This window comes from Sphingopyxis bauzanensis (genome assembly GCF_002205675.1).
GTDB lineage: Bacteria > Pseudomonadota > Alphaproteobacteria > Sphingomonadales > Sphingomonadaceae > Sphingopyxis > Sphingopyxis bauzanensis.
In genome coordinates, this window is the sequence record NZ_NISK01000003.1 from 173,115 (window position 1) to 194,007 (window position 20,893).

The following is a 20,893-nucleotide window of genomic DNA, read 5'->3' on the forward strand; positions in this document are numbered from 1 at the left end:
ACCTCCCGAAACAAGTGGGAACCGGTTTTTAGGCCGGATGATGCTCCGCGGGGGCCATCCCGCAGCAAGCCCGGGTCGGCGTTCGTCGACCTGCGGTTCAGGTACAGAGGGTACATGCGCAAGTTTTTCGGAACCGACGGGATTCGCGGGCTGACCAATCAGATCCCGATGACGGTCGAGGTCGCGATGCGCGTCGGCATGGCGGCGGGCGCGCATTTCCTGCGCGGCGATCACAAGCACCGGGTGGTGATCGGCAAGGACACGCGGCTGTCGGGCTATATGCTGGAAAACGCGCTGGTCGCTGGCTTTACCAGCGTCGGCATGGACGTGGTGCAGGTCGGGCCGATGCCGACCCCGGCGATTGCGATGCTGACCCGGTCGATGCGCGCCGATCTCGGCGTGATGCTGTCGGCGAGCCACAACCCCTATTATGACAATGGCATCAAGCTGTTCGGCCCCGACGGATATAAATTGTCCGACGAAGATGAGGCGCAGATCGAATTGTTGCTGGCGCAGCAGCCGACGCTGGCCGACCCCGCGCATATCGGGCGCGCCAAGCGGATCGAGGATGCGCGCGGGCGCTATATTCATGCGGTGAAACAGAGCCTGCCCGAATCGGTGCGGCTCGACGGGCTGCGCATCGTGCTCGATTGCGCCAATGGTGCGGCGTACAACAGCGCGCCGACGGTGTTCTGGGAATTGGGCGCCGATGTGGTCGCGATCGGCATCACGCCCAATGGCACCAACATCAACGATAAATGCGGCTCGACCGCACCCGCGCTGCTCCAAGAAAACGTGGTCGCCAGCGGCGCTGACATTGGCATCGCGCTCGACGGCGATGCCGACCGGCTGATCGTCGTCGATGAAAAGGGCAAGATCGTCGACGGCGACCAGATCATGGGGCTGATCGGCGCGAGCTGGGCGCGGCAGGGGCGGCTGAAAGGCGGCGGGGTCGTCGCGACGGTGATGTCGAACCTGGGGCTCGAACGCTTTCTGGAAGGCGAGGGGCTGCGGCTTGAGCGGACCAAGGTCGGCGACCGCTATGTGCTCGAACGCATGAAAGAGGGCGGCTTCAACGTCGGCGGCGAACAGTCGGGGCATATGATCCTGTCGGATTATGCGACGACCGGCGACGGCACCTTGGCGGGCTTACAGGTGTTGGCCGAGCTGGTCGCCGCGGACAAACCCGCGAGCGAATTGCTGCACCAGTTCGATCCGGTGCCGCAGTTGCTGAAGAACGTCCGCTTCGCGGGCGGTGCACCGCTCGACGATGCGCAGGTTCAGGCGGCGATCGCCGAGGGCGAAGCGGCGTTGGCTGGGCGCGGGCGGCTGGTGATCCGTCCGTCGGGCACCGAACCGCTGATCCGTGTGATGGCCGAAGGCGACGACGCCGGACAGGTCGAGCGCGTCGTCGACATGATTTGCGACGCGGTGCGCGTGGCAACGGCATAACCCATTAATTCATCAGAACTGAAAGAGACCGACTATGCTTGAAATGCGACCCGATTGCGAAAAATGCGGCCGCGATCTGCCCGCGAATGTCCATGGCGCCTTCATCTGTTCGATGGAGTGCACCTTTTGCGCGAATTGCGCCGACCGGATGGACGAGCGCTGCCCGAACTGCGGCGGCGATCTGCTCGACCGGCCGCTGCGCGAAGGGGCGATCCTGGCGAAATATCCCGGCTCGACGGTGCGGAAATACAAGGTTTGACGCCTCGCCCGCTTCGTCACCCCGGATTTGATCCGGGGTCCATAACGCCTGCGCGGCGAGGGATGCCGGATCAAGTCCGGCATGACGAAAATGTGGCGATTATATTGTGACCGCACGTGTGTTGATCATCGCCGGGTCGGATAGCGGCGGCGGCGCGGGGATTCAGGCCGATATCAAGACGGTGACGATGCTCGGCGGTCATGCAATGACTGCGATCACCGCGATCACGGCGCAAAACACGCGGGGGGTGCAGGGCGTCCACCCGGTACCGACCGACATGGTGCTGGCGCAGATCGATAGTGTGGCATCCGACATCGGTGTCGATGCGATCAAGATCGGGATGATCGGCAGTGCCGAGACTGCGGCGGCGGCGGCCGAACGGCTGTCGCGGCCCGATCTGGCGCAGGCGGCGGTGGTGTTCGACCCGGTGATGGTCGCGAACAGCGGGTCAGTGCTGGCCGATAGTGCGACGATCGATGCGTTCCGCGCCTTGCTCGACCGCGCGATGGTCGCGACGCCGAACCTGCCTGAACTGGACACGCTGGGCGGCGAAGATGCGGTGCTGGCGCACGGATGTTCGCTGCTGATCAAGGGCGGTCATGCCGAAGGCGAGACGGTGATCGACCGCTTGCTCGAAACCGGCGAGGGCGAAGTCGCACGCTGGGAAGCGCCGCGCATCGACACCCCGCACAGCCATGGCACCGGCTGCACGCTGGCGAGCGCAATCGCGACCGGACTGGCGCAAGGCATGCCGCTGGAACCAGCGATTGCGCGGGCGCGAGATTTTGTCCGGTTGGCGCTTATGGGCGCGCCGGGGTTGGGGGCGGGACATGGCCCGATGGGGCAGCAGTTTGTGCGCAACGACGGGTTGTTCACCGGTCCGGCGCTCAACCAATTTACCTTGCCCGCCACCGATTATGCGGCGTCGGTGGCCTTTTATAAGCAGATGGGTTTGACGTTGATCGTCGATAGCCCGGACAATGGCTATGCGCGGTTTGAAGCTGCGAATGGCGTGACGCTGTCGATCCATGTTGGTGACGGTGTGGCGGGCGGTGCGGCGACCTATCTGGAAAGCGGCGCGCTCGATGCGTGGGTTGCCTATCTCGCGCGGCGCGGGGTGCGGTTCGAGCAGATGCCGACCGACGGGTCCTGGGGCTGGCGCGAGGCGCGGCTCAGCGATCCGGCGGGGAACCGGCTGTGTCTGTATCAGGCGGGGGAATATCGCAGGTATCCGCCGTGGCGGGTGTAGCATTGGCCGACACCATTTTGTCCCGTTCGTGTCGAGCGAAGTCGAGACACGCGAAGGCCAGCACAAGCTCAACGTGTCTCGACTTCGCTCGACACGAACGGAAACTGGGGTTCGGCATTCTAGGCGGCGCTCGATGATCGTCGGCGTTGACGAAGCCGGGCGCGGGCCGCTCGCCGGTCCCGTTGTCGCCGCGGCGGTGATCCTGTGTCCCGACGGTATCCCGGGCCTCGACGATAGCAAGAAACTCTCGGCCAAGCGCCGCGCGGAGTTGGAAAACCAGATCAAAACGCACTGTCGCTGGGCGATCGGCGAGGCGAGTGTCGAAGAGATCGACCGCATCAATATCCTGCAAGCGACCCTGCTCGCAATGACCCGCGCGGTCGAGGCTTTGGGGGTCGAGCCCGCCGAGGTGCTCGTCGATGGCAACAGGCTCCCCAAGTGGCGCTACACCGCGCGCGCGATCATTGGCGGCGACGCGCTGCACCCCTGCATTTCGGCGGCGAGCATCATCGCCAAGGAGCATCGCGACCGTTTCATGATCAGCATGGCACAGGATTTCCCGGGCTTTGGCTGGGAACGCAATATGGGCTATGGTACCGCCCAGCATCTCGCGGCGCTGCGCCAATATGGCCCGACGCCGCTTCACCGGACCAGCTTTGCCCCGGTCGCACAAATGCAGCTGGTCTGAAAAGCGGGAGAGCGCGATGAGCAAGGGATTCACGGCCGACGATGTGTCGGCCCAGACCGGCCGCACCTTTCTGGTCACCGGTGCCAATGCGGGGATCGGGTTCGAAACGGCAAAGGTTCTGGCGGCGCGCGGCGCGCATGTGGCGATGGCATGCCGCGACGCGGTCCGCGCCGAGGCAGCAATGGACCGCATTCGCGCCGATACGCCGAATGCCGAGCTGTCGTTCCAGCCGCTCGATCTTGCCGATCTCGATCAGGTGCGTGAGGCCGCCGCGGCGGTGCTGGCGGGGCCGCGGGTCGATGTGCTGATCAACAATGCGGGGGTGATGATCCCGCCGAAGACCCTGACCAAGCAGGGGTATGAGCTGCAATTCGGAGTCAATCATCTCGGCACCTTTGCCTTCACCGGGCTGGTGCACGGGCATGTCGAGGACCGTATCGTCAACACCGCCAGTCTGGCGCACAAGGGCGGCACGATCGATTTCAGCGATCTGGCGGCAACGCGCAGCTATCATAAATTGCCGCGCTATCAGATGAGCAAATTGGCGAACCTGCTCCATATGTTCGAGCTGGACCGTCGGCTCAGCGCCGCGGGACGCGCGACGCAGGCGATCGGGTGCCATCCGGGGGTCGCGATCACCGAGTTGACGCGGCACCTGCCGTTCCCGCTGCGCGGGATGACCCCGCTAGCGACGCCCTTTTTCAATAGCGCGGCGCAGGGCGCTTGGCCGACGTTGCAGGCGGCGACGGGCGCGCATGTTCAGGGTGGCGATTATCTGGGGCCGCAGGGGCTGGGTGAGGTGTCGGGGCGATCGGGTCCGGCGCGAGCGACGCGGACGGCGCGTGATCCGAAGTTAGCGCGCGAGTTATGGGAGCGGTCGGTGGAGCTGACCGGGGTTGATCCGGGGATATAATTCTTCTCCCCTTGCGGGAGAAGGATAGGGAGCCTTGCCAGCTTGCTGGCTAGGCGCACTTGGATGAGGGGTTGCGAGCCGTAGGCTCGCGGTCGCTTCGCGACCAATCATCCTCTCCCAGCTTCGACTAGGCAGCAAGCTGCCAAGTCTGCGCAACCCTCCCCTGTCGAGGGGGAGGGAAGTACGATTTTTTTCCACCACTGAGTCCTCGCCGCCACACCACCACCCGTTGAGTCCGCGAGCCGCGCCCGACTCCATATGCTGTGTCAGACTCCTTTCGTTCTCACCCCGTTAACCAGTTAGTGACGCGGAATCCCTAGTGTTCTGCGCTTGACGGCGGACTCCGCCGGACTCATCAGGGGCTTCTTTCGGATTTTCGCGGGGGCAAATATGGGTGTGATGGAACGGGTGAAGACCCCGGCGGTGAAGCAGCGGGCGGCAAAGGCGGCGCCCGTCGATCTCCCGCTCGACAGCATCCTGCAGGGCGATTGCATCGAAATGATGCGCTCGCTTCCCGCGGCGTCGATCGACATGATCTTTGCCGATCCGCCGTACAACCTCCAGCTTGGCGGCGATCTCCATCGCCCCGACGGCAGCCAGGTCGACGCGGTCAACGACGAATGGGACAAGTTCGACAGCCTGGCCACTTATGACCGTTTCACCCATGCGTGGCTGAAGGAAGCCAAACGCATCCTGAAACCCGGCGGCAGCATCTGGGTCATCGGCAGCTATCACAATATCTTCCGCGTCGGCGCGGCGCTGCAGGATCAGGGCTATTGGATCCTGAACGACATCGTGTGGCGCAAGGCGAACCCGATGCCCAATTTCAAGGGCACTCGCTTCACCAACGCGCATGAAACGCTGATCTGGGCGTCGATGGGTGAAAAGGCGCGCTACACCTTCAACTATCGCGCGATGAAGACGCTGAACGACGAATTGCAGATGCGCAGCGACTGGCTGATTCCGATCTGCGGCGGGCAGGAGCGGCTCAAGAAGGGCGGGACCAAGGTTCACCCGACGCAAAAGCCCGAGGCGTTGCTCTATCGCATCCTGCTCGCGTGCTCGAACCCCGGCGACGTGATCCTCGATCCCTTTTTCGGCACCGGTACCACCGGTGCGGTGGCGAAGCGGCTGGGGCGGCATTTCATCGGGATCGAGCGCGAGGATGATTATATCGCCGCGGCGCTGGAGCGCATCGAAATGGCGCTGCCGCTGGACGAAAGCGCGGTGAAAACGATGATGGCGCCGCAGGCGGCGACGCGCGTTGCATTTGGTATGCTTGTTTCAGACGGCTTGATCGCGCCGGGAACGCTGCTGACCGATGCCAAACGGCGCTGGAAAGCGAAGGTTCGCGTCGATGGCTCGCTCGATTGCGAAGGGCAGCCCGCGGGGTCGATCCACAAGGTCGGCGCGGGGGTGCAGGGTGCGCCAAGCTGCAACGGCTGGACCTTCTGGCATGTCGACAATGGCAAGCAATTGCGCGTGATTGACGCGGTGCGGCAGGATTGGTTGCTGGCCAACGAGGCGTAGGCTTCTTTAAAATCCGTTCGCCCTGAGCTTGTCGAAGGGCTGTTCTATTCTTTTACGGTGCTGAAGGAAGAACGGTGCTTCGACAGGCTCAGCACGAACGGAGAGAGGTGGGTCTATGTTCCAACCACTAACCAAACCCGACCTCGGCAGCGCATCAACCACCGCAAAAATCTATTGCCGCCCGACGTGCTTCGTTGATCGGCCGCACGAGCTGGACGACAACTGCCTGCGGATTGCCGATACGATGGTCTGGTTCGCGGCGTGGCACATCAGTCTGCGCGACGACGCCGGCGTAAAAGCGGCGATCGTGACGGTCGCCGAATGGGGCGACTGGATCGCCGCGATGCCCGATGGATTGGCGCAGGCCGCGACCGCGCAGCGCGCCGGGGTAGTGCGACCGCGCGGGGCTTTACAGCTCGGCGAACGCATAGTGCGGCTGAACGAACCGCAGTTGATGGGCATCCTCAACGTCACCCCCGATAGTTTTTCCGACGGCGGCAAGCATGTCGATGCCGTCGCGGCTGCCGACGCGGGTTTTGCGATGGCGAGCGCGGGCGCGGCGATCATCGATGTCGGCGGCGAATCGACGCGTCCCGGCGCGCCGCTGGTCTGGGACGGCGATGAGATAAAGCGTGTCAAGGGCGTCGTCGCGGCGCTGGCAAAGGGCGGCATCGCGGTGTCGATCGATACGCGCAAGGCCGCGGTAATGGAGGCGGCGCTCGCCGCCGGAGCGCGGATCGTCAACGATGTGTCGGCGCTACGCTATGACGACCGCGCGATGGAGGTTGTGCTGGCCGCGGGCTGCCCGGTGGTGCTGATGCACGCGCCATCGGCCAAGAGCGATCCGCACGAAGGCGGCGGCTACGCCCACGTCCTGTTCGACGTTTATGACATGCTTGCCGAGCGCGTCGCCGCATGTGTCGCGGCGGGGATCGACCCCGCGAAGATCATCGTCGATCCGGGGCTGGGCTTTGGCAAGGGGGTCGCCGACAATCTGGCGCTGATCAACGGGCTGGCGTTGTTCCACACGCTGGGCTGTCCGATTCTGTTCGGCGCGAGCCGCAAGCGGATGATCGGCGCGCTCGACAATGAGGCACCCGCCGACCAGCGGCTCGGGGGTACAGTCGCGCTGCATTATCAGGCCGCGGCGCAAGGCGCGCAATTGCTGCGTGTCCATGACATCGCCGAGAACCGGCAGGCGCTGCGCGTCTGGCGCGGGCTGCGCGACACGGCGCTCACCGGCTGAGGCGAGCCGAGGCAACCCTCATCGCGCTCCCGCGTATCTCTGGGGACCACAGGCGCCGACCCGGCGCCGATCCCCACAGGAGATTTTATGCATCTTCCCACCGGCTCGCATGTCGCCGTTGCCGACGGCACCCAGTTTCAGCTGTTCCGCAACAGCGGCACCGAACAGGAACCCAGCCTGAAGGCGGTCGACCTGCCGACGAGCGACGAAGCGGCGCATAATGCCGGGCAGGGCGATTCGCCGCGCCAGAATGAGGAAGCAGGCCATGCGGCGTCGGTTGCCGAAGCGCTGAATGCCGCGGTGCTTTCGAACAAGATCAAGCAGCTGGTGGTGGTCGCCGATCCGAGCACACTCGGCGAGATGCGCAAACTCTATCACAAGACGCTCGAAGCGGCGCTGGTGGGCGAGATCGCCAAGACGCTGACGAGCCAGTCGACCGACGATATTCTGAAATCGATCGCGAACGCTTAACCGGTTTACAGGCTGTAGCCACCGTCGCTGGTCAGCACGCTGCCGGTGATGGTGGCGGCGGCATCCGACAGCAGGAACAGGATCTGCGCCGCAGTTTCCTCAGCGGTCGCATAGCGGCCGAGCGGCGTCGCCATTCTGGCCATCGCCGTCATCGCAGCATCGCGCGACCCTTCGCTGGCGATCAGGTCTGTGAAAAAGGGCATGTCGTCCCAGATCGGGGTATCGACCCCGCCCGGCGCGATCGCGTTAACGCGGATGCCGTGCGGGGCGCCCTCCTTGGCGGCAACTTTGGTGAGCTGAATCAGCGCCGCTTTTGACGCGCCATAGGCGCCGGTGCCGGGTTCGGCCTTGATCCCTGAAATCGACGCCGTGGTGACGATCGCACCGCCGCGGCCGTGCGCGGTCATTGCGCGCATCGCAGCCTGCAAGCTCAGCATCGCGCCGTCGAGGTTGACCGCCAGCAAGCGCCGCCAGGCCATGAAATCGATATCGACGATCGGGGCGGCGTCGCTGATGCCGGCGTTGACGACCGCGAGATCGACCGCGGCGAGGCTGTCGGCGCGCTCCAACCACATGTCGGGGTCGGCAACATCGTCGCCGCGACTACGATCGATGCCGATCACCATGGCGCCCGCGGCGCGCAAAGCGTTCGCGACCGCAAGGCCGATCCCTGAGGCGTCGCCAGTGACGAGCGCAGTTCTTCCAGAAAAATCAGAATCCATTGCCGCAAAATATCGGCGTCAGGCCGCGGTGTCGATCCCGAGATCGCTGAGTTTGCGATACAGCGTCGAGCGACCGATGCCGAGGCGGCGGGCGACTTCGCTCATCCGGCCGCGATAATGACCGATGGCGAGCCGGATGACGTCGGCCTCGATTTCTTCGAGCGGGCGCAGATTGCCGTCGGGCAGGTAGAGGGTGACGCCGATCGCTTCGCCATTGATCGCAATCTCGCCTTCGCCGCTAGGACTTCCGCCGCCGAGCGTCGCCTCGATGGCGCGGAAGTCGGCGCTGGTCAGCACGTCGGTCGCGCTGTTCACCGCGGCGCGGAACAGCACGTCCTGCAACTGGCGGACATTGCCCGGCCAGGCATAGGCAGCGAGCAGGCGCAGCGCGTCGTCGGTGACCCCGATCGGCCCCATGCCGGGCAGCCCGCCGATGCGCGCCAGCAGGTGGCGCGTGAGGGGGCCGACGTCGCCGCGGCGTTCGGACAGCGAGGGCAGGGTGAATTGCGCGCTTGACAGCGCATAGTAGAGGTCTTCGCGGAAATGCCCGGCCTCGATCAGCTTTTCGAGCGGGCTGGTGCTGGTCGCGATGATGCGAACGTCGACGCTTTGGCGGATCGAGCCACCGATCATCTGGACTTCGCCACTGCTCAGAAATTCGACCAGCTTGGCCTGGGTTTCGAGCGGGATGCATTCGACATGGTCGATGATGACGCTGCCGCCATCGGCCTGGACCAGTCGGCCGACCTGACGGTCGAAGGCGCCGGCAAAAGCGCCGCGTTCATGCCCGAACAGCCCCGATCCGATCAGCCCCGGCGAAACCGCCGAGCAATCGACCATCACCAATGCGCCGCGGGCGCGTGGGGACGCGCTGTGGATGGCGCGGGCAAAGACCTCCTTGCCGGTGCCGGGGCGGCCGTTGATCATGACGGGGACGCGGGCGCGGGCGGCCTTGGCGGCGATTGCGAGCGCGCTGCGGAAATTGGGGCTCGACCCGATGATTTCCTCGAAGGCGAGCGGCGCGCGCAGTTTTTCGGTCAGCGGGCGCAGTTCGCCTTGCGGGCCGCTGGTCGACACGATGCGGTCGAGTGCTTCGAGCAGGCGGTCGGGGGCGATCGGTTTCTGGACGAAGTCGCTTGCCCCGGCGCGCATCGCGCCAACCGCAACCTCGACCCCGTTGCGCATCGTGATGACGATGAGCGGCAGGGCGGGGCGCCAGCGGCGCAGTTCGGCGACAAATTCTGCCATATCCATGCCGGGCGTACCCTGATCGACCAGCACCGCGTCGAGCGCCATTCCTTCCTGGGTGCCGAGCTTGGCGAGCGCGGTGTCGGTGTCGCCCGCAACGACGCTGCGCCAGCCGCCGCGCGATACCAGCGCCGCCAAAAAACGTTGCTGCGCCGGCTCACTGTCGACGATCATCACTGTTCGCGTGTCGCGCGTCGTTGCCATCGTGTTCGAATCTGCCCTTGTTCGGCGCCGTCGTGCCGATTCCTCCGCTCAAGTGCTGTGATGTACGCCACACCGGTAAAGGGGCGATTAAGGCCGTTCGACTTTTGCAGCGACAGGCGCATAGCCAAAGCGCCTCTTGAGCATATGCGGTCGCGTGGCTAAGACCGGCGCGAAGGCCGATTCTGGGCCGGGCGCGGCGCGCCTGTGCCGGGGAAACGGCGGCTGAAGGGGAAAGAGCCATGGCAGAGCAGGAAATGAAGGCAGCGGAAGAAACCTATTCGGGTTTCCTCAGCCTGTTTAAAGTCGGATCGATCATCACCGCGATCGTGACCGTCTTCGTCGTTCTCCTCATCGCGTCCTGACCGGGTCGGCATGCGCATCGCTGTCCTGAAGGAGCTCGCCGCTGGCGAGACCCGCGTCGCCGCCACACCCGAAACCGTGAAGAAGTTCATTGGCTTGGGCGCCGAAGTTGCCGTCGAATCGGGAGCGGGCGTAGCGGCCTCGGTCGCTGATGCCGATTATAGCGCCGCGGGCGCCACCGTCGCCACCCGCGCCGAGGTGCTGAAGGGCGCGAACATCATCCTCGCGATTCAGGGGCCGGATCCCAAGGGGCTGAGCGGCTTTGCCGACGGCGCTTGGCTGGCGGCAGGACTCAGCCCGTTCGGCGAGCGCGCGCGGGTCGACGACTATGCCAAGCTCGGGATCGAAGCGCTGGCGATGGAATTTATGCCGCGTATCACGCGCGCGCAGTCGATGGATATCTTGTCGAGTCAGGCGAATTTGGCGGGCTACAAGGCGGTGCTGATGGCGGCGAACGCCTATGGCCGTGCCTTTCCAATGATGATGACCGCGGCGGGCACCGTCAGCGCCGCGAAGGCGTTTGTGATGGGCGTCGGTGTTGCCGGTCTTCAGGCGATCGCGACCGCGCGGCGCCTCGGCGCGCAGGTCAGCGCCACCGACGTGCGCGCCGCGACCAAGGAACAGATCATGTCGCTCGGCGCCAAGCCGATCTTTGTCGAGAGCGTCGCGGGCATCGAAGGCGAGGGCGCGGGCGGCTATGCGACCGAAATGTCCGACGAATATAAGGCGGCGCAGGCCGAGCTGGTATCGTCGCACATCGCCAAGCAGGACATCGTCATAACCACCGCGCTGATCCCGGGGCGCCCCGCGCCGCGGCTGATTTCGGACGCGCAGCTGGCGACGATGCGCACCGGCAGCGTGATCGTTGACATGGCGGCCGAAAGCGGCGGCAATGTCGAAGGATCGGTGCCCGGCGAAGCCAAGCGCATCCACGGCGTCACCGTCATCGGCGCAAGCAACATCGCGGCGCTAATGCCCGCCGACACCAGCGCGCTGTTCAGCCGCAACCTGTTCAACTTCCTGTCGGCCTTTTGGGACAAGGAAGCGGGCAAGCCCGTGCTCGACGAGGAAATCGGTAATGCGATCCGGCTGACGCAGGGCGGCAAGGTCGTGAACGAGCGCCTGCTCTGATCGACTTGTCCAGCGTTCGATGATCTGGACGCCGGGATGAAACGATGGGCACGGCGCTCCCGCGCGCGATGCTAGACGACGATCGTCAGCCGGGTTGAAAACACAGCGGTTTTCCTAGCGCAATGAAACTATTCTACCTTGCGGTGCGTCTATTCGGCGGAGCGGACGTAGCTACGTCCGCAGAGGCTTAGCCCGCCGCCGAACCGAACGATCGCTCAATGATGCGGGTTCAAAAGGAGAATTTTATGACGCGCGCTATGTTGTTTACTGCCGTTGCCGCGGCTGGGCTTGGGCTCGCTGGTTGCAACAGCAGCCCCGAAACGCCGGCCACCGAAACCACGACTGTGGCCGAAGGCGAAATGGCGCCGGTCGAATCCGCAGGGGCCAATCCGACGGTCGGCGGCGCCGAAATGCGGGCAACCGAGAACATCGTCGAAAATGCGTCGGCCTCGCCGATCCACAAGACGCTGGTGGCTGCGGTAACGCAGGCAGGTTTGGTCGAAACGCTGTCGGGCGCAGGTCCGTTCACCGTGTTCGCGCCGACCGACGCCGCCTTCTCGCAAGTCGCGCCGGTAACGCGTGACGGCTGGATGCGCCCGGCGCAGAAGGAAGTGCTGGCGGGCGTGCTGAAATATCATGTCGTCCCCGGCAAGGTGATGGCTGCCGACCTGGCGTCGCAGATCACTGCGGGCGGCGGGAAAGCCACGCTCAAAACGGTCGAAGGTCAGGATCTGATTGCGACCCAGAGCGGCGATTCGATCATCCTGACCAGCGCCAGCGGTAACAAGGCGACCGTGACGCAGGCGGACGTGGACCAATCGAACGGCGTAATCCATGTCGTTGACGCAGTGCTCGTGCCGAAGATGTAATCCGGCAGGCCGGTTAACCGGCCTCCACGTCATTTAATGTCCCGATCGGCCCGCATTTCTCACTTTTGAGAGATGCGGGCCTTTCTTTTTGGCCGCTTTGGAGTCGACACGCCGGCATGTGCGCGGCAAGAGGTGCCCCAAGCGGAATCAGCAGGGGAGCGTGCCGTGGATTTCATCGCGATATTTTCGATTTTTATCCTGGCGTGTTTCGTAGGCTATTTCGTTGTGTGGTCGGTGACCCCGGCGCTGCACACGCCGCTGATGAGCGTCACCAACGCCATTTCGTCGGTGATCATCGTCGGCGCGCTGATCGCCAGCGCCGCCGCGGGATCGGCCTCGTCGAAATGGCTAGGGCTGGCTGCGGTCGTGATGGCGAGCATCAACATCTTTGGCGGCTTTGCGGTCACCGCGCGCATGCTGGCGATGTACAAGAAGAAGGAGCGCTGAGATGGATTTTCAGTCGATCCTTTCCGCCGCGACCGGCGAGCATGGCCTTGCCGTAAATCCTTGGGCCGCCATCGCCTATCTGGTCGCGGGCGTACTTTTCATCCTCTCGCTGCGCGGGCTGTCGAGCCCGGCGACGGCGCAAGCCGGCAACCGTTTCGGCATGATGGGCATGACGATCGCGGTGGTCACCACCCTCGTCACCCATGTGCCGTGGAAAACCGGCGATGCGACCAACAGCTATGTCGGCCCTGATCTGGTCGGGATCGCCGAAATCCTCGGCGCAATCGCAATCGGCGCCGTCATCGGCATCGTCATGGCGCGGCGCATCGCAATGACCGCGATGCCGCAGTTGGTTGCGGCCTTCCACAGTCTCGTCGGGTTGGCCGCGGTCGCGGTCGCCGCAGCCGCCTATCTCAACCCGCAAGCCTTCGGCATCGCCGATGCGGCGGGGCAGATTTACACGGTCAGCCGGATTGAAATGGGGCTGGGCATCGCGATCGGTGCGATCACCTTCTCGGGATCGGTGATCGCCTTTCTCAAGCTCAACGGCAATATGTCGGGTGCGGCGATCATGCTGCCCGGGCGCCATATCATCAATCTCGGGACGCTGGCCGCGATCATCGGGCTGGTCGCCTATTTCACCGTCGATCAGTCGCCATGGGTGTTCTGGACCGTTACCGGGCTCAGCTTCCTGATCGGTTTCCTGCTGATCATCCCGATCGGCGGCGCCGACATGCCGGTCGTCGTGTCGATGCTGAACAGCTATTCGGGCTGGGCCGCAGCGGCGATGGGCTTTACCCTCGGTAACACCGCGATGATCATCACCGGCGCGCTCGTCGGTTCGTCGGGCGCCATCCTGTCGTACATCATGTGCCGCGCAATGAACCGCAGCTTCATTAGCGTGATCGCGGGCGGCTTCGGCGCCGATGCCGCGGCCAGCGATGGCGCATCGAAGGAACAAAGGCCTTGGAAACCCGGCAGCGCCGACGATGCGGCGTTCCTGATGAGCCAGGCCGACACCGTCATCATCGTCCCCGGTTACGGCATGGCGGTCGCACAGGCGCAGCACGCGCTGCGCGAAATGGGCGACTTGCTGAAGAAAGAGGGCGTGACGGTCAAATATGCGATCCACCCGGTCGCGGGGCGTATGCCCGGCCATATGAACGTGCTGCTTGCCGAAGCGAACGTCCCTTATGATGAGGTGTTCGAGCTGGAGGACATCAACGGCGAGTTCGCGCAGGCCGATGTGGCCTTCGTTATCGGCGCCAACGATGTGACCAACCCGTCGGCGAAGACCGACAAGACATCGCCGATTTATGGTATGCCGGTGCTCGACGTCGAAAAGGCGAAGACGGTGCTGTTCGTGAAGCGGTCGATGGGCGGAGTCGGTTATGCCGGGGTCGACAACGACGTTTTCTATATGGACCAGACCATGATGCTGCTCGGCGATGCCAAAAAGATGACCGACGACATCGTCAAGGCGCTCAATGGTGGGGGTCACTGATTCCACAGCCATTGACCCGAATCGTCATCACGGCGAAGGCCGGAATCTCGACCTCGCGTTGAATTGCAACGGCGAGACCCCGGCCTTCGCCGGGGTGACGAAAAAAGGGACATAATTTTGTTATGCGTAAAATCGGCCTGATCGGCGGCATGAGCTGGGCATCGACCGAGCTTTATTACCGGCACCTCAACAAGGGTGTGCAAAAGCGGCTGGGCACCGCCTGCTCGGCACCCATCCTGCTCGAAAGCCTCAACTATTGCGACCTGTCGCGGCTGACCACGCCCCAACAATGGACGCATGCCAAGGAGGTTCTGATAGCGTCTGCGCAGCGCCTGGAAGCGGCGGGCGCGACCGCGCTGATGATCGCCGCCAATTCGATGCACAAGGTGGCCGATGACGTCGCCGCGGCGATCTCGATCCCGCTGCTCCACATCGTCGACGAAACCGGCGAAAAGATGAAGGCTGACGGGATCAATGCGGCGGCGGTAATCGGCACGCGCAACGTGATGACCGAACCCTGGTTCCGCCAGCGGCTGGTTCGTCACGGGCTGACCCTCGCGCCCTATGACACCAACCGCGCCGACGAGATCGACCGGATCATCTATGAAGAGCTGATGCTGGGCAAGGCGAACGAAGCGTCGCGGCGCACGATGAAGACCTTTATCACGGACATCGCCAAACAGGATATTCAGGCGATCGTGCTGGCGTGCACCGAGCTGGTGATGCTGGTCGATCCCGACGCCAATGTGCTGCCGATTTACGACACGACGCGGATTCATGTCGCGGCGGGCGTGGATTGGATTTTGGGGGATGCAGCTTAGCTCAACATTGTGATTCCGTTCGCATCGAGCGAAGTCGAGATGCCTATCGGTCCGGCATGACTTCGGGGTGTCTCGACTTCGCTCGACACGAACGGGCATTCACAAAGATTAGCTCATCTTCGTCCACGTCACCGTGCGGCAAAACACGCTGACGCAGCCTTTCATCGTCAACTTGCCACCCTTCACGCGCAGATGCGCTTTGTAATAGCGCCCATCCTCGGGGCTGTAACCCTCACCCTTCCAGCCATCGCCATGCGGAACCAAATCCCAATAGATTTGCAGCCCGGTGATCTGGCGGCCCCGCTTCGCCTTGTCGGGATTTCGCTCGTCGAGCTGGCCGCCCGCGGGCTGCTTAACCAGCACACGCTCGATGCGTCCGCACATCTTATTGCCGCAAACGGTCATCACGACGACACCCTTGCCGTCGTCGGTTTTCCAGCGTCCGGTTATCGGCGCGGGCGCGGCGGCCATCGATGGCACGGCAATAAGCGCAACGAGCGCCAATGATAATCTGGTAAGCAAAGCGACCTCTCCCCGGTTTTAGCTACACGCATGTCAGCAACCCGCTTGGCATCCGTCAAGTCTTGCCGCATGTTCTCTCAAAATCAGGGGAGAGAGCGATGCGATTCAACGGCTTTCACGCGGCGACGCTGGGCATTTTGGCGGCCTTCGTTGCCGTTCCAGCGAGCGCCAAGACGATCAGCGTCAGTGCGACAACGCCCGACGCCAATGAAAAGCTGCAAGAAGCGCTGATCCTGGCCGTACCGGGCGACGTCGTACAGCTGGGCGCCGGGGTGTGGAAGCTGGTCGATGGCCTGTCGCTCGACGTCGCCAATGTCACGGTGCGCGGCGCCGGGGCGGGCGAGGGCGGATCGGTCCTCGACTTCACCGGGCAACAGGGCGCGGGCGAGGGGCTGCTTGTCACGTCGGACGACGTGTATCTGACCAATTTTGCGGTGCTCAACACCAAGGGCGACGGGATCAAGTCGAAGGGCGCCGACCGCATCGTCTATCACCAGCTGCGCGTCGAATGGACCGCCGGGCCGAACGAGACCAACGGTGCCTATGGGATCTATCCGGTCGAAAGCACCGACGTGCTGATCGACAGCGTGTATGTGCGCGGCGCGTCGGACGCCGGCATCTATGTCGGTCAGTCGAAAAATATCATCGTGCGCGATTCGATCGCGACCGAGAATGTCGCGGGGATCGAGATCGAGAACAGCTACAACGCCGACGTCCACGACAATATCGCGACCAAGAACACCGGCGGCATCTTGGTTTTCGATCTGCCCAGCCTGCCGATGCAGGGCGGGCATAATGTCCGGGTGTTCGAGAATATCGTCAACGACAACAGCACGCCGAATTTTGCGCCAAAGGGCAATATCGTCGCGAGCGTTCCGGCCGGCACCGGAGTGCTGGTCATGGCCAATCGCCATGTCGAGATTTTCGACAATATCTTTGACAACAACGGCACTGCGAACGTGATGATTGTCGGCTATCGGTACGAGCAAAATGACCCGAAATATCAACCGCTGCCGCGGCAGATCGTCGTGCGCGGCAATCAGCATGGCAAGGCGGGCTATGCGCCCAAATTCGCCGGTGGCGACATGATCGCGGCGGCGATGGGCGGGAGCATCCCGCCCGTCCTGTGGGACGGGTCCGGCGATGCGATCGTGCTCGACAAAGTCGGTGTGCTGTCGCTGAACCTGCCCGATGTCAAAACGCCGCAGAGCGAGGCGAAACCGTCGCCTGCCGATTTGTCGAAGGGCACACCGCCCGCGGTGCTGCCCGCGATCAAACTGCCCGATGCGATGGAGGCGAAGGTCCGGTGAAGCGCATATTCGCAGCGCTAGCGGCGGCGCTTTGCTGCGTCAGCGGTGCGGCCACCATGAGTGATCCGACCGTTGATCAGGCCGTGATCGAGGGCGAGGCGACGCCGCAAAAGCTGTCCGCTTTCGGGTTCGGGATGACCGCGGACGCCTATCGCCCGATCGCTGCCTTCGGCTATAAGCTGCACACGCCGCTGTTCAGCGATTATGCCGACAAGCAGCGCTTCGTGTACATCCCGGAAGGCCGCGAAGCGCGCGTCGCGGCGGGAGGGACGATCGAGTTTCCGGTTGGGACAGTGCTGTTCAAAAGTTTCGGCTGGGCCGACCATAATGGCGGCAAACCGGTCGAGACACGGCTGCTGATCCACCGCGCGTCGGGCTGGGTCGCGCTGCCTTATATCTGGGACGCCGATGGCAAGGATGCGACGTTGGCGCTCGGCGGGCGCCGCGTGCCGGTGAGCTTCAAGAGCCCCGATGGCGAGGCGCACAGCATCCGTTATGCTGTGCCGAACAAGAATCAATGCAAGGAATGCCACAGCAAGAATGGGGTGATCGAACCGATCGGGCCTAAGGCGCAAAATTTCATTCTTGATCCCGCAACGACGAGCCAAGTGCGCGACCGCTATTTTGAGACTCCCGCGGCGCTGAAACGGACGATACCGCATTGGGACGATCTCAAGTCGCGCAGTGTCGCCGACCGCGCCCGTGCCTATCTCGACGTCAATTGCGCACATTGCCACAACCCGGCGGGCAGCGCGTCGAACAGCGGCCTGTTCCTGCGCTGGACCGACGATCCCACCGGCGTCAATTACGGCATCGGCAAGCGCCCGACCGCGGCGGGGCGCGGCAGTGGGGGCATGGATTTCGCGATCGCGCCCGGCGACCCCGCGCACAGCTTCATGATCTATCGCCTCGAAAGCACCGATCCCGGCATTGCGATGCCCGAGGTGGGGCGGTCGACGGTGCACAAGGAAGGCGCGGCGCTGCTGCGGCAATGGATTGCGGAGATGCCGAAGGGCGGCGGATAGCCTGACTTTTCCACATCTCGTCATTGCGAGGAGCGAAGCGACGCGGCAATCCAGAGGCGGCGTAAACCGCTCTGGATTGTGTCGCTTCGCTCGCAATGACGTGGGTTTCTATGCCGACCGCTTGGCCTTAAGGAGCGTTGCATGACCCAACTCGTCCTCCACGACTATTTCCGCTCCTCTGCCAGCTATCGCGTGCGCATCGCGCTGAACCTCAAAAGACTGGCCTATGAGCGTGTCGAGGTCAGCCTGATCGCGGGCGAGCAGCGCAGCGACGCCTATCTGGAACTCAACGCGCAGGGTTTTGTCCCGATGCTCGTCGCCGACGGCGAGCCGATCATCCAGAGCATGGCGATCATCGACTGGCTCGACCGTGCCTTTCCCGAGCCGCGATTGATCCCCGAGGACGCGATGCCGCGCGCGGTGGCGCTGGCGCAGGCGCAGGTGGTGGCGAGCGATATCCATCCGCTCAACAATCTGCGCGTGCTCAAGTATCTGACCCGCGATCTGGGGCTCAACGAGCAGACAAAGGACCGCTGGATCGCGACGTGGATCGCGCAGGGGTTCGAGGCGCTGGAAGCGATGGCGGGCGACGGAATTTATCTCGGCGGCAATACGGCGAGCATCGCCGACTGCTGCCTGGTTCCGCAGATGTACAACGCGCGGCGGTTCGAAGTGCCGCTGGACGATTATCCGCGCTTGGTGGCGATCGACGCCGCGTGTTTGGAATTGGAGGCGTTTCAGAACGCGCATCCCGACGCGGTGAAGCCCGCGTGATCCGGCTCCTTGCGGGAACTTTAGCACTGGTCTTGCCGACGGCCGCGATGGCGCAGGAAACGGAGAAAGCGGCCGAAGAAATCATCATCCCTGCAAGGGTCGTTTCGCGCGAAGAAATCGTCGTATCGGGGAGCGGCCTGTTACGTGAAACGGACAGCGATCTCATCCAATCGTCCAATATATTGCTGGATGTGAAGCCCGGCCTCGGCGCGCGGATCGAAAACCGTTTGCGCGACGAATCCGGCATCGTCCAGTTCCGCCGCAGCGACGGGCGCAGCGCGCATCCGACGAGCCAGGGCGTCACGCTGCGCGGCCTCGGCGGCAATGCGTCGAGCCGCGCGCTCGTCACCCTCGACGGAGTACCGCAAGCTGATCCTTTCGGCGGCTGGGTGGCGTGGTCGGCTTATGATGCGATCAGCCTTGGCGGTATCGTCTTGACGCGCGGAGGTAGCAGCGGCGCCGACGGCCCCGGCGCGCTGGCGGGCACCATAGGCCTCCATTCGACGATGACCGACGGGATTGCCGCGAGCGCCGCCTATGGCAGCCGCGGTAGCTGGGACATGTCGGCGAGTGCAGGGGGCGAGCTGGGTCATGGGCAGGTCGCGGTCGACGGCCGCTACAGCCGTGGCGACGGCTTCATCCCCGTCGCCAAGGGCCAGCGCGGCGCGGTTGATCGAGCGGCACCTTATGAGCAGGGCGGACTAGGGCTGCGCCTGCGATTCGACGCGGGCGACGACAGTCGTATCGAGGCAAGCCTCCGCGGTTTTTCGGACCGGCGCGACCGGGGGACCGACTTCTCGGCCAGCAAGGTCGACGGCGTCGATGCCAGCGTGCGGGTCGTTCATGATCCAGTGGCGACGACGCAATGGCTGGCGCTCGCCTATATCCAGCTGCGCGATTTCGAGAGCGGGTTCGCGAGCGTTGCGGCGGGTCGGAACAGTGTTGCTCCCGCGCTTTTTCAGCGCGTTCCCGCGACCGGCCTTGGCGCGCGCTTCGAACTTCGCCTGGCGATTGGCGGCGCAAACCCGCTCCGCGCCGGCGTCGACTGGCGCCGCACGACCGGCCGCACCGAGGAGGATTTCTTCTTCGCGGGTACCGTTCCCGGCCGCCACCGCTTCGCGGGCGGCAGCGCCGACACCGTCGGCGCCTTCGCCGAATGGACCACGGGCGACGCTGGTTACGGTTTCCTCTGGACGCTCAGCGGCCGCGTCGATCGCTGGTGGCTCGGCGAAGGCTTTCGCCTCGAACGCAATATCGGCGGCACGACGATTACAAACCTTGGCTTTGCCGCACGGCAGGGTTGGGAAGGCAGCGGACGCGCAGCCGTGCGCTGGTCGTCGGACTTCGTATCGCTTCGCGCCGCGGGCTATCGCGGCTGGCGCCTGCCGACGCTGAACGAGCTTTACCGCCCGTTCCGCGTCGGGGCTGAGGTGACGACGGCGAACGAAATGCTGAAGCCCGAACGGTTGTGGGGCGGCGAGGTCGGGGTCGACTGGAACCGCGACGATACCAAGCTGTCGGCGACCCTGTTCGTCAACCACCTGACCAACGCTATCGCCAATGTGACCTTGGCACCGAACCTTAGCCAGCGGCAGAATCTCGACGCGATCGACACCAAGGGTGTCGAGATCAGCGGTGAACAGAAGATCGAATTTCTGACGCTGCGCGCGACCTATGCGTTGACCGACGCCACGGTCGATGCGTCGCGCGGGGCGGCGGCGCTCGATGGTCGCCGTCCGGCGCAGATCGCGAAACATGGCGGCAGTGTTTCGCTGCGCAGCAACACAATGGACGCCGTGCAGGGTTTCGCGACGCTTCGTTATATCGGCAAACAGAATGAGGATGATCTGGGTTTGCTGGTTCTGGACGACGCGCTGACGCTCGACGCCGGGCTGACGTGGCGCGTCGTTGATCGGGTGAGCATCGAGGCGCGCGGCGAAAATCTGTTCGACGAACTGGTGCCTGCGTCGTTCTCCTCAGCAGGGATCGTCGAGCGCGCGACGCCGCGGACCTTGTGGATCGGTGCGCGGGTGGAATTCTAACACCCCCTTTGTCATTGCGAGCGCAGCGAAGCAATCTAGCGTGGCGTAAACCGCTCTGGATTGCGTCGCTGCGCTCGCAATGACGGATTCGGAAGCGAGAATCGTT

At 64.0% G+C, this 20,893-nt stretch carries 21 protein-coding genes; 18 read left to right on the forward strand and 3 right to left on the reverse strand.

Annotation, left to right across the window (positions count from 1 at the left end; all coding sequences use genetic code 11):
* The first annotated feature begins 114 nt into the window (after nucleotides 1-114).
* The 8 genes from glmM to CDQ92_RS12160 all read left to right on the forward strand — a co-directional run bounded on the left by glmM (nucleotide 115) and on the right by CDQ92_RS12160 (nucleotide 7,808).
* Nucleotides 115-1,452, forward strand: coding sequence for a phosphoglucosamine mutase (gene glmM, locus CDQ92_RS12125; protein ID WP_088441674.1), 1,338 nt, complete (start codon nucleotides 115-117; stop codon nucleotides 1,450-1,452).
* Between the two features lie 34 nt (nucleotides 1,453-1,486).
* Nucleotides 1,487-1,711 (forward strand): DUF1272 domain-containing protein, encoded by a 225-nt coding sequence (locus tag CDQ92_RS12130; RefSeq protein ID WP_088441675.1) that lies wholly within the window; start codon nucleotides 1,487-1,489, stop codon nucleotides 1,709-1,711.
* 106 nt (nucleotides 1,712-1,817) lie between these two features.
* On the forward strand, nucleotides 1,818-2,960 hold the full coding sequence (gene thiD, locus CDQ92_RS12135; RefSeq protein WP_169714563.1) for a bifunctional hydroxymethylpyrimidine kinase/phosphomethylpyrimidine kinase: 1,143 nt from the start codon (nucleotides 1,818-1,820) through the stop codon (nucleotides 2,958-2,960).
* 133 nt (nucleotides 2,961-3,093) lie between these two features.
* Complete coding sequence (locus CDQ92_RS12140) at nucleotides 3,094-3,648, forward strand: ribonuclease HII (protein ID WP_088441677.1); 555 nt, start codon at nucleotides 3,094-3,096, stop codon at nucleotides 3,646-3,648.
* Between the two features lie 16 nt (nucleotides 3,649-3,664).
* Nucleotides 3,665-4,561: an oxidoreductase gene (locus CDQ92_RS12145; RefSeq protein WP_088441678.1), complete on the forward strand. Its 897-nt coding sequence runs from the start codon at nucleotides 3,665-3,667 to the stop codon at nucleotides 4,559-4,561.
* 390 nt (nucleotides 4,562-4,951) lie between these two features.
* Nucleotides 4,952-6,091 (forward strand): site-specific DNA-methyltransferase, encoded by a 1,140-nt coding sequence (locus tag CDQ92_RS12150; RefSeq protein WP_088441679.1) that lies wholly within the window; start codon nucleotides 4,952-4,954, stop codon nucleotides 6,089-6,091.
* Nucleotides 6,092-6,206: 115 nt separating this feature from the next.
* The gene (folP, locus tag CDQ92_RS12155) at nucleotides 6,207-7,337 is read left to right on the forward strand and encodes a dihydropteroate synthase (RefSeq protein WP_088441680.1); all 1,131 of its coding nucleotides are present in this window, start codon (nucleotides 6,207-6,209) and stop codon (nucleotides 7,335-7,337) included.
* A gap of 87 nt (nucleotides 7,338-7,424) precedes the next feature.
* Nucleotides 7,425-7,808 (forward strand): host attachment family protein, encoded by a 384-nt coding sequence (locus CDQ92_RS12160; protein ID WP_088441681.1) that lies wholly within the window; start codon nucleotides 7,425-7,427, stop codon nucleotides 7,806-7,808.
* Between the two features lie 5 nt (nucleotides 7,809-7,813).
* Here CDQ92_RS12160 and CDQ92_RS12165 read toward each other — a convergent pair whose 3' ends face one another.
* Both CDQ92_RS12165 and CDQ92_RS12170 read right to left on the reverse strand, forming a co-directional pair.
* Entirely contained in the window at nucleotides 7,814-8,530 is a 717-nt protein-coding gene (locus CDQ92_RS12165; protein ID WP_088441682.1) for an SDR family NAD(P)-dependent oxidoreductase, read from the reverse strand.
* Between the two features lie 18 nt (nucleotides 8,531-8,548).
* Nucleotides 8,549-9,952, reverse strand: a complete 1,404-nt coding sequence (locus CDQ92_RS12170; RefSeq protein ID WP_229667070.1) for a sigma-54-dependent transcriptional regulator — start codon at nucleotides 9,950-9,952, stop codon at nucleotides 8,549-8,551.
* Nucleotides 9,953-10,221: 269 nt separating this feature from the next.
* Here CDQ92_RS12170 and CDQ92_RS12175 point away from each other — a divergent pair, with 269 nt between their 5' ends.
* The 6 genes from CDQ92_RS12175 to CDQ92_RS12200 all read left to right on the forward strand — a co-directional run bounded on the left by CDQ92_RS12175 (nucleotide 10,222) and on the right by CDQ92_RS12200 (nucleotide 15,114).
* Nucleotides 10,222-10,344, forward strand: a complete 123-nt coding sequence (locus tag CDQ92_RS12175; RefSeq protein ID WP_088441684.1) for an aa3-type cytochrome c oxidase subunit IV — start codon at nucleotides 10,222-10,224, stop codon at nucleotides 10,342-10,344.
* A 10-nt stretch (nucleotides 10,345-10,354) separates the two neighbouring features.
* The gene (locus tag CDQ92_RS12180) at nucleotides 10,355-11,473 is read left to right on the forward strand and encodes an NAD(P) transhydrogenase subunit alpha (RefSeq protein WP_088441685.1); all 1,119 of its coding nucleotides are present in this window, start codon (nucleotides 10,355-10,357) and stop codon (nucleotides 11,471-11,473) included.
* Between the two features lie 245 nt (nucleotides 11,474-11,718).
* Nucleotides 11,719-12,342, forward strand: a complete 624-nt coding sequence (locus CDQ92_RS12185; protein ID WP_088441686.1) for a fasciclin domain-containing protein — start codon at nucleotides 11,719-11,721, stop codon at nucleotides 12,340-12,342.
* A gap of 165 nt (nucleotides 12,343-12,507) precedes the next feature.
* Complete coding sequence (locus tag CDQ92_RS12190) at nucleotides 12,508-12,789, forward strand: proton-translocating transhydrogenase family protein (RefSeq protein WP_088441687.1); 282 nt, start codon at nucleotides 12,508-12,510, stop codon at nucleotides 12,787-12,789.
* Between the two features lies 1 nt (nucleotide 12,790).
* Nucleotides 12,791-14,293, forward strand: a complete 1,503-nt coding sequence (locus CDQ92_RS12195) for an NAD(P)(+) transhydrogenase (Re/Si-specific) subunit beta (RefSeq protein WP_088441688.1) — start codon at nucleotides 12,791-12,793, stop codon at nucleotides 14,291-14,293.
* Nucleotides 14,294-14,415: 122 nt separating this feature from the next.
* Nucleotides 14,416-15,114, forward strand: coding sequence for an aspartate/glutamate racemase family protein (locus CDQ92_RS12200; protein ID WP_088441689.1), 699 nt, complete (start codon nucleotides 14,416-14,418; stop codon nucleotides 15,112-15,114).
* Between the two features lie 108 nt (nucleotides 15,115-15,222).
* Here the strand turns inward: CDQ92_RS12200 and CDQ92_RS12205 are convergent, their stop codons facing one another.
* The gene (locus CDQ92_RS12205; RefSeq protein ID WP_144035766.1) at nucleotides 15,223-15,585 is read right to left on the reverse strand and encodes a DUF2147 domain-containing protein; all 363 of its coding nucleotides are present in this window, start codon (nucleotides 15,583-15,585) and stop codon (nucleotides 15,223-15,225) included.
* A gap of 149 nt (nucleotides 15,586-15,734) precedes the next feature.
* Between CDQ92_RS12205 and CDQ92_RS12210 the strand changes: the two genes are divergently transcribed.
* From CDQ92_RS12210 to CDQ92_RS12225, 4 genes are all read left to right on the forward strand, one after another.
* Entirely contained in the window at nucleotides 15,735-16,946 is a 1,212-nt protein-coding gene (locus tag CDQ92_RS12210) for a parallel beta-helix domain-containing protein (RefSeq protein WP_088441691.1), read from the forward strand.
* 56 nt (nucleotides 16,947-17,002) lie between these two features.
* Nucleotides 17,003-17,971: an SO2930 family diheme c-type cytochrome gene (locus CDQ92_RS12215; protein WP_229667072.1), complete on the forward strand. Its 969-nt coding sequence runs from the start codon at nucleotides 17,003-17,005 to the stop codon at nucleotides 17,969-17,971.
* Between the two features lie 141 nt (nucleotides 17,972-18,112).
* Nucleotides 18,113-18,745: a maleylacetoacetate isomerase gene (gene maiA, locus CDQ92_RS12220; protein ID WP_088441693.1), complete on the forward strand. Its 633-nt coding sequence runs from the start codon at nucleotides 18,113-18,115 to the stop codon at nucleotides 18,743-18,745.
* Nucleotides 18,742-20,787, forward strand: a complete 2,046-nt coding sequence (locus CDQ92_RS12225) for a TonB-dependent receptor (protein ID WP_088441694.1) — start codon at nucleotides 18,742-18,744, stop codon at nucleotides 20,785-20,787. The genes maiA and CDQ92_RS12225 overlap by 4 nt, the downstream gene beginning before the upstream one ends.
* Nucleotides 20,788-20,893 lie beyond the last annotated feature (106 nt).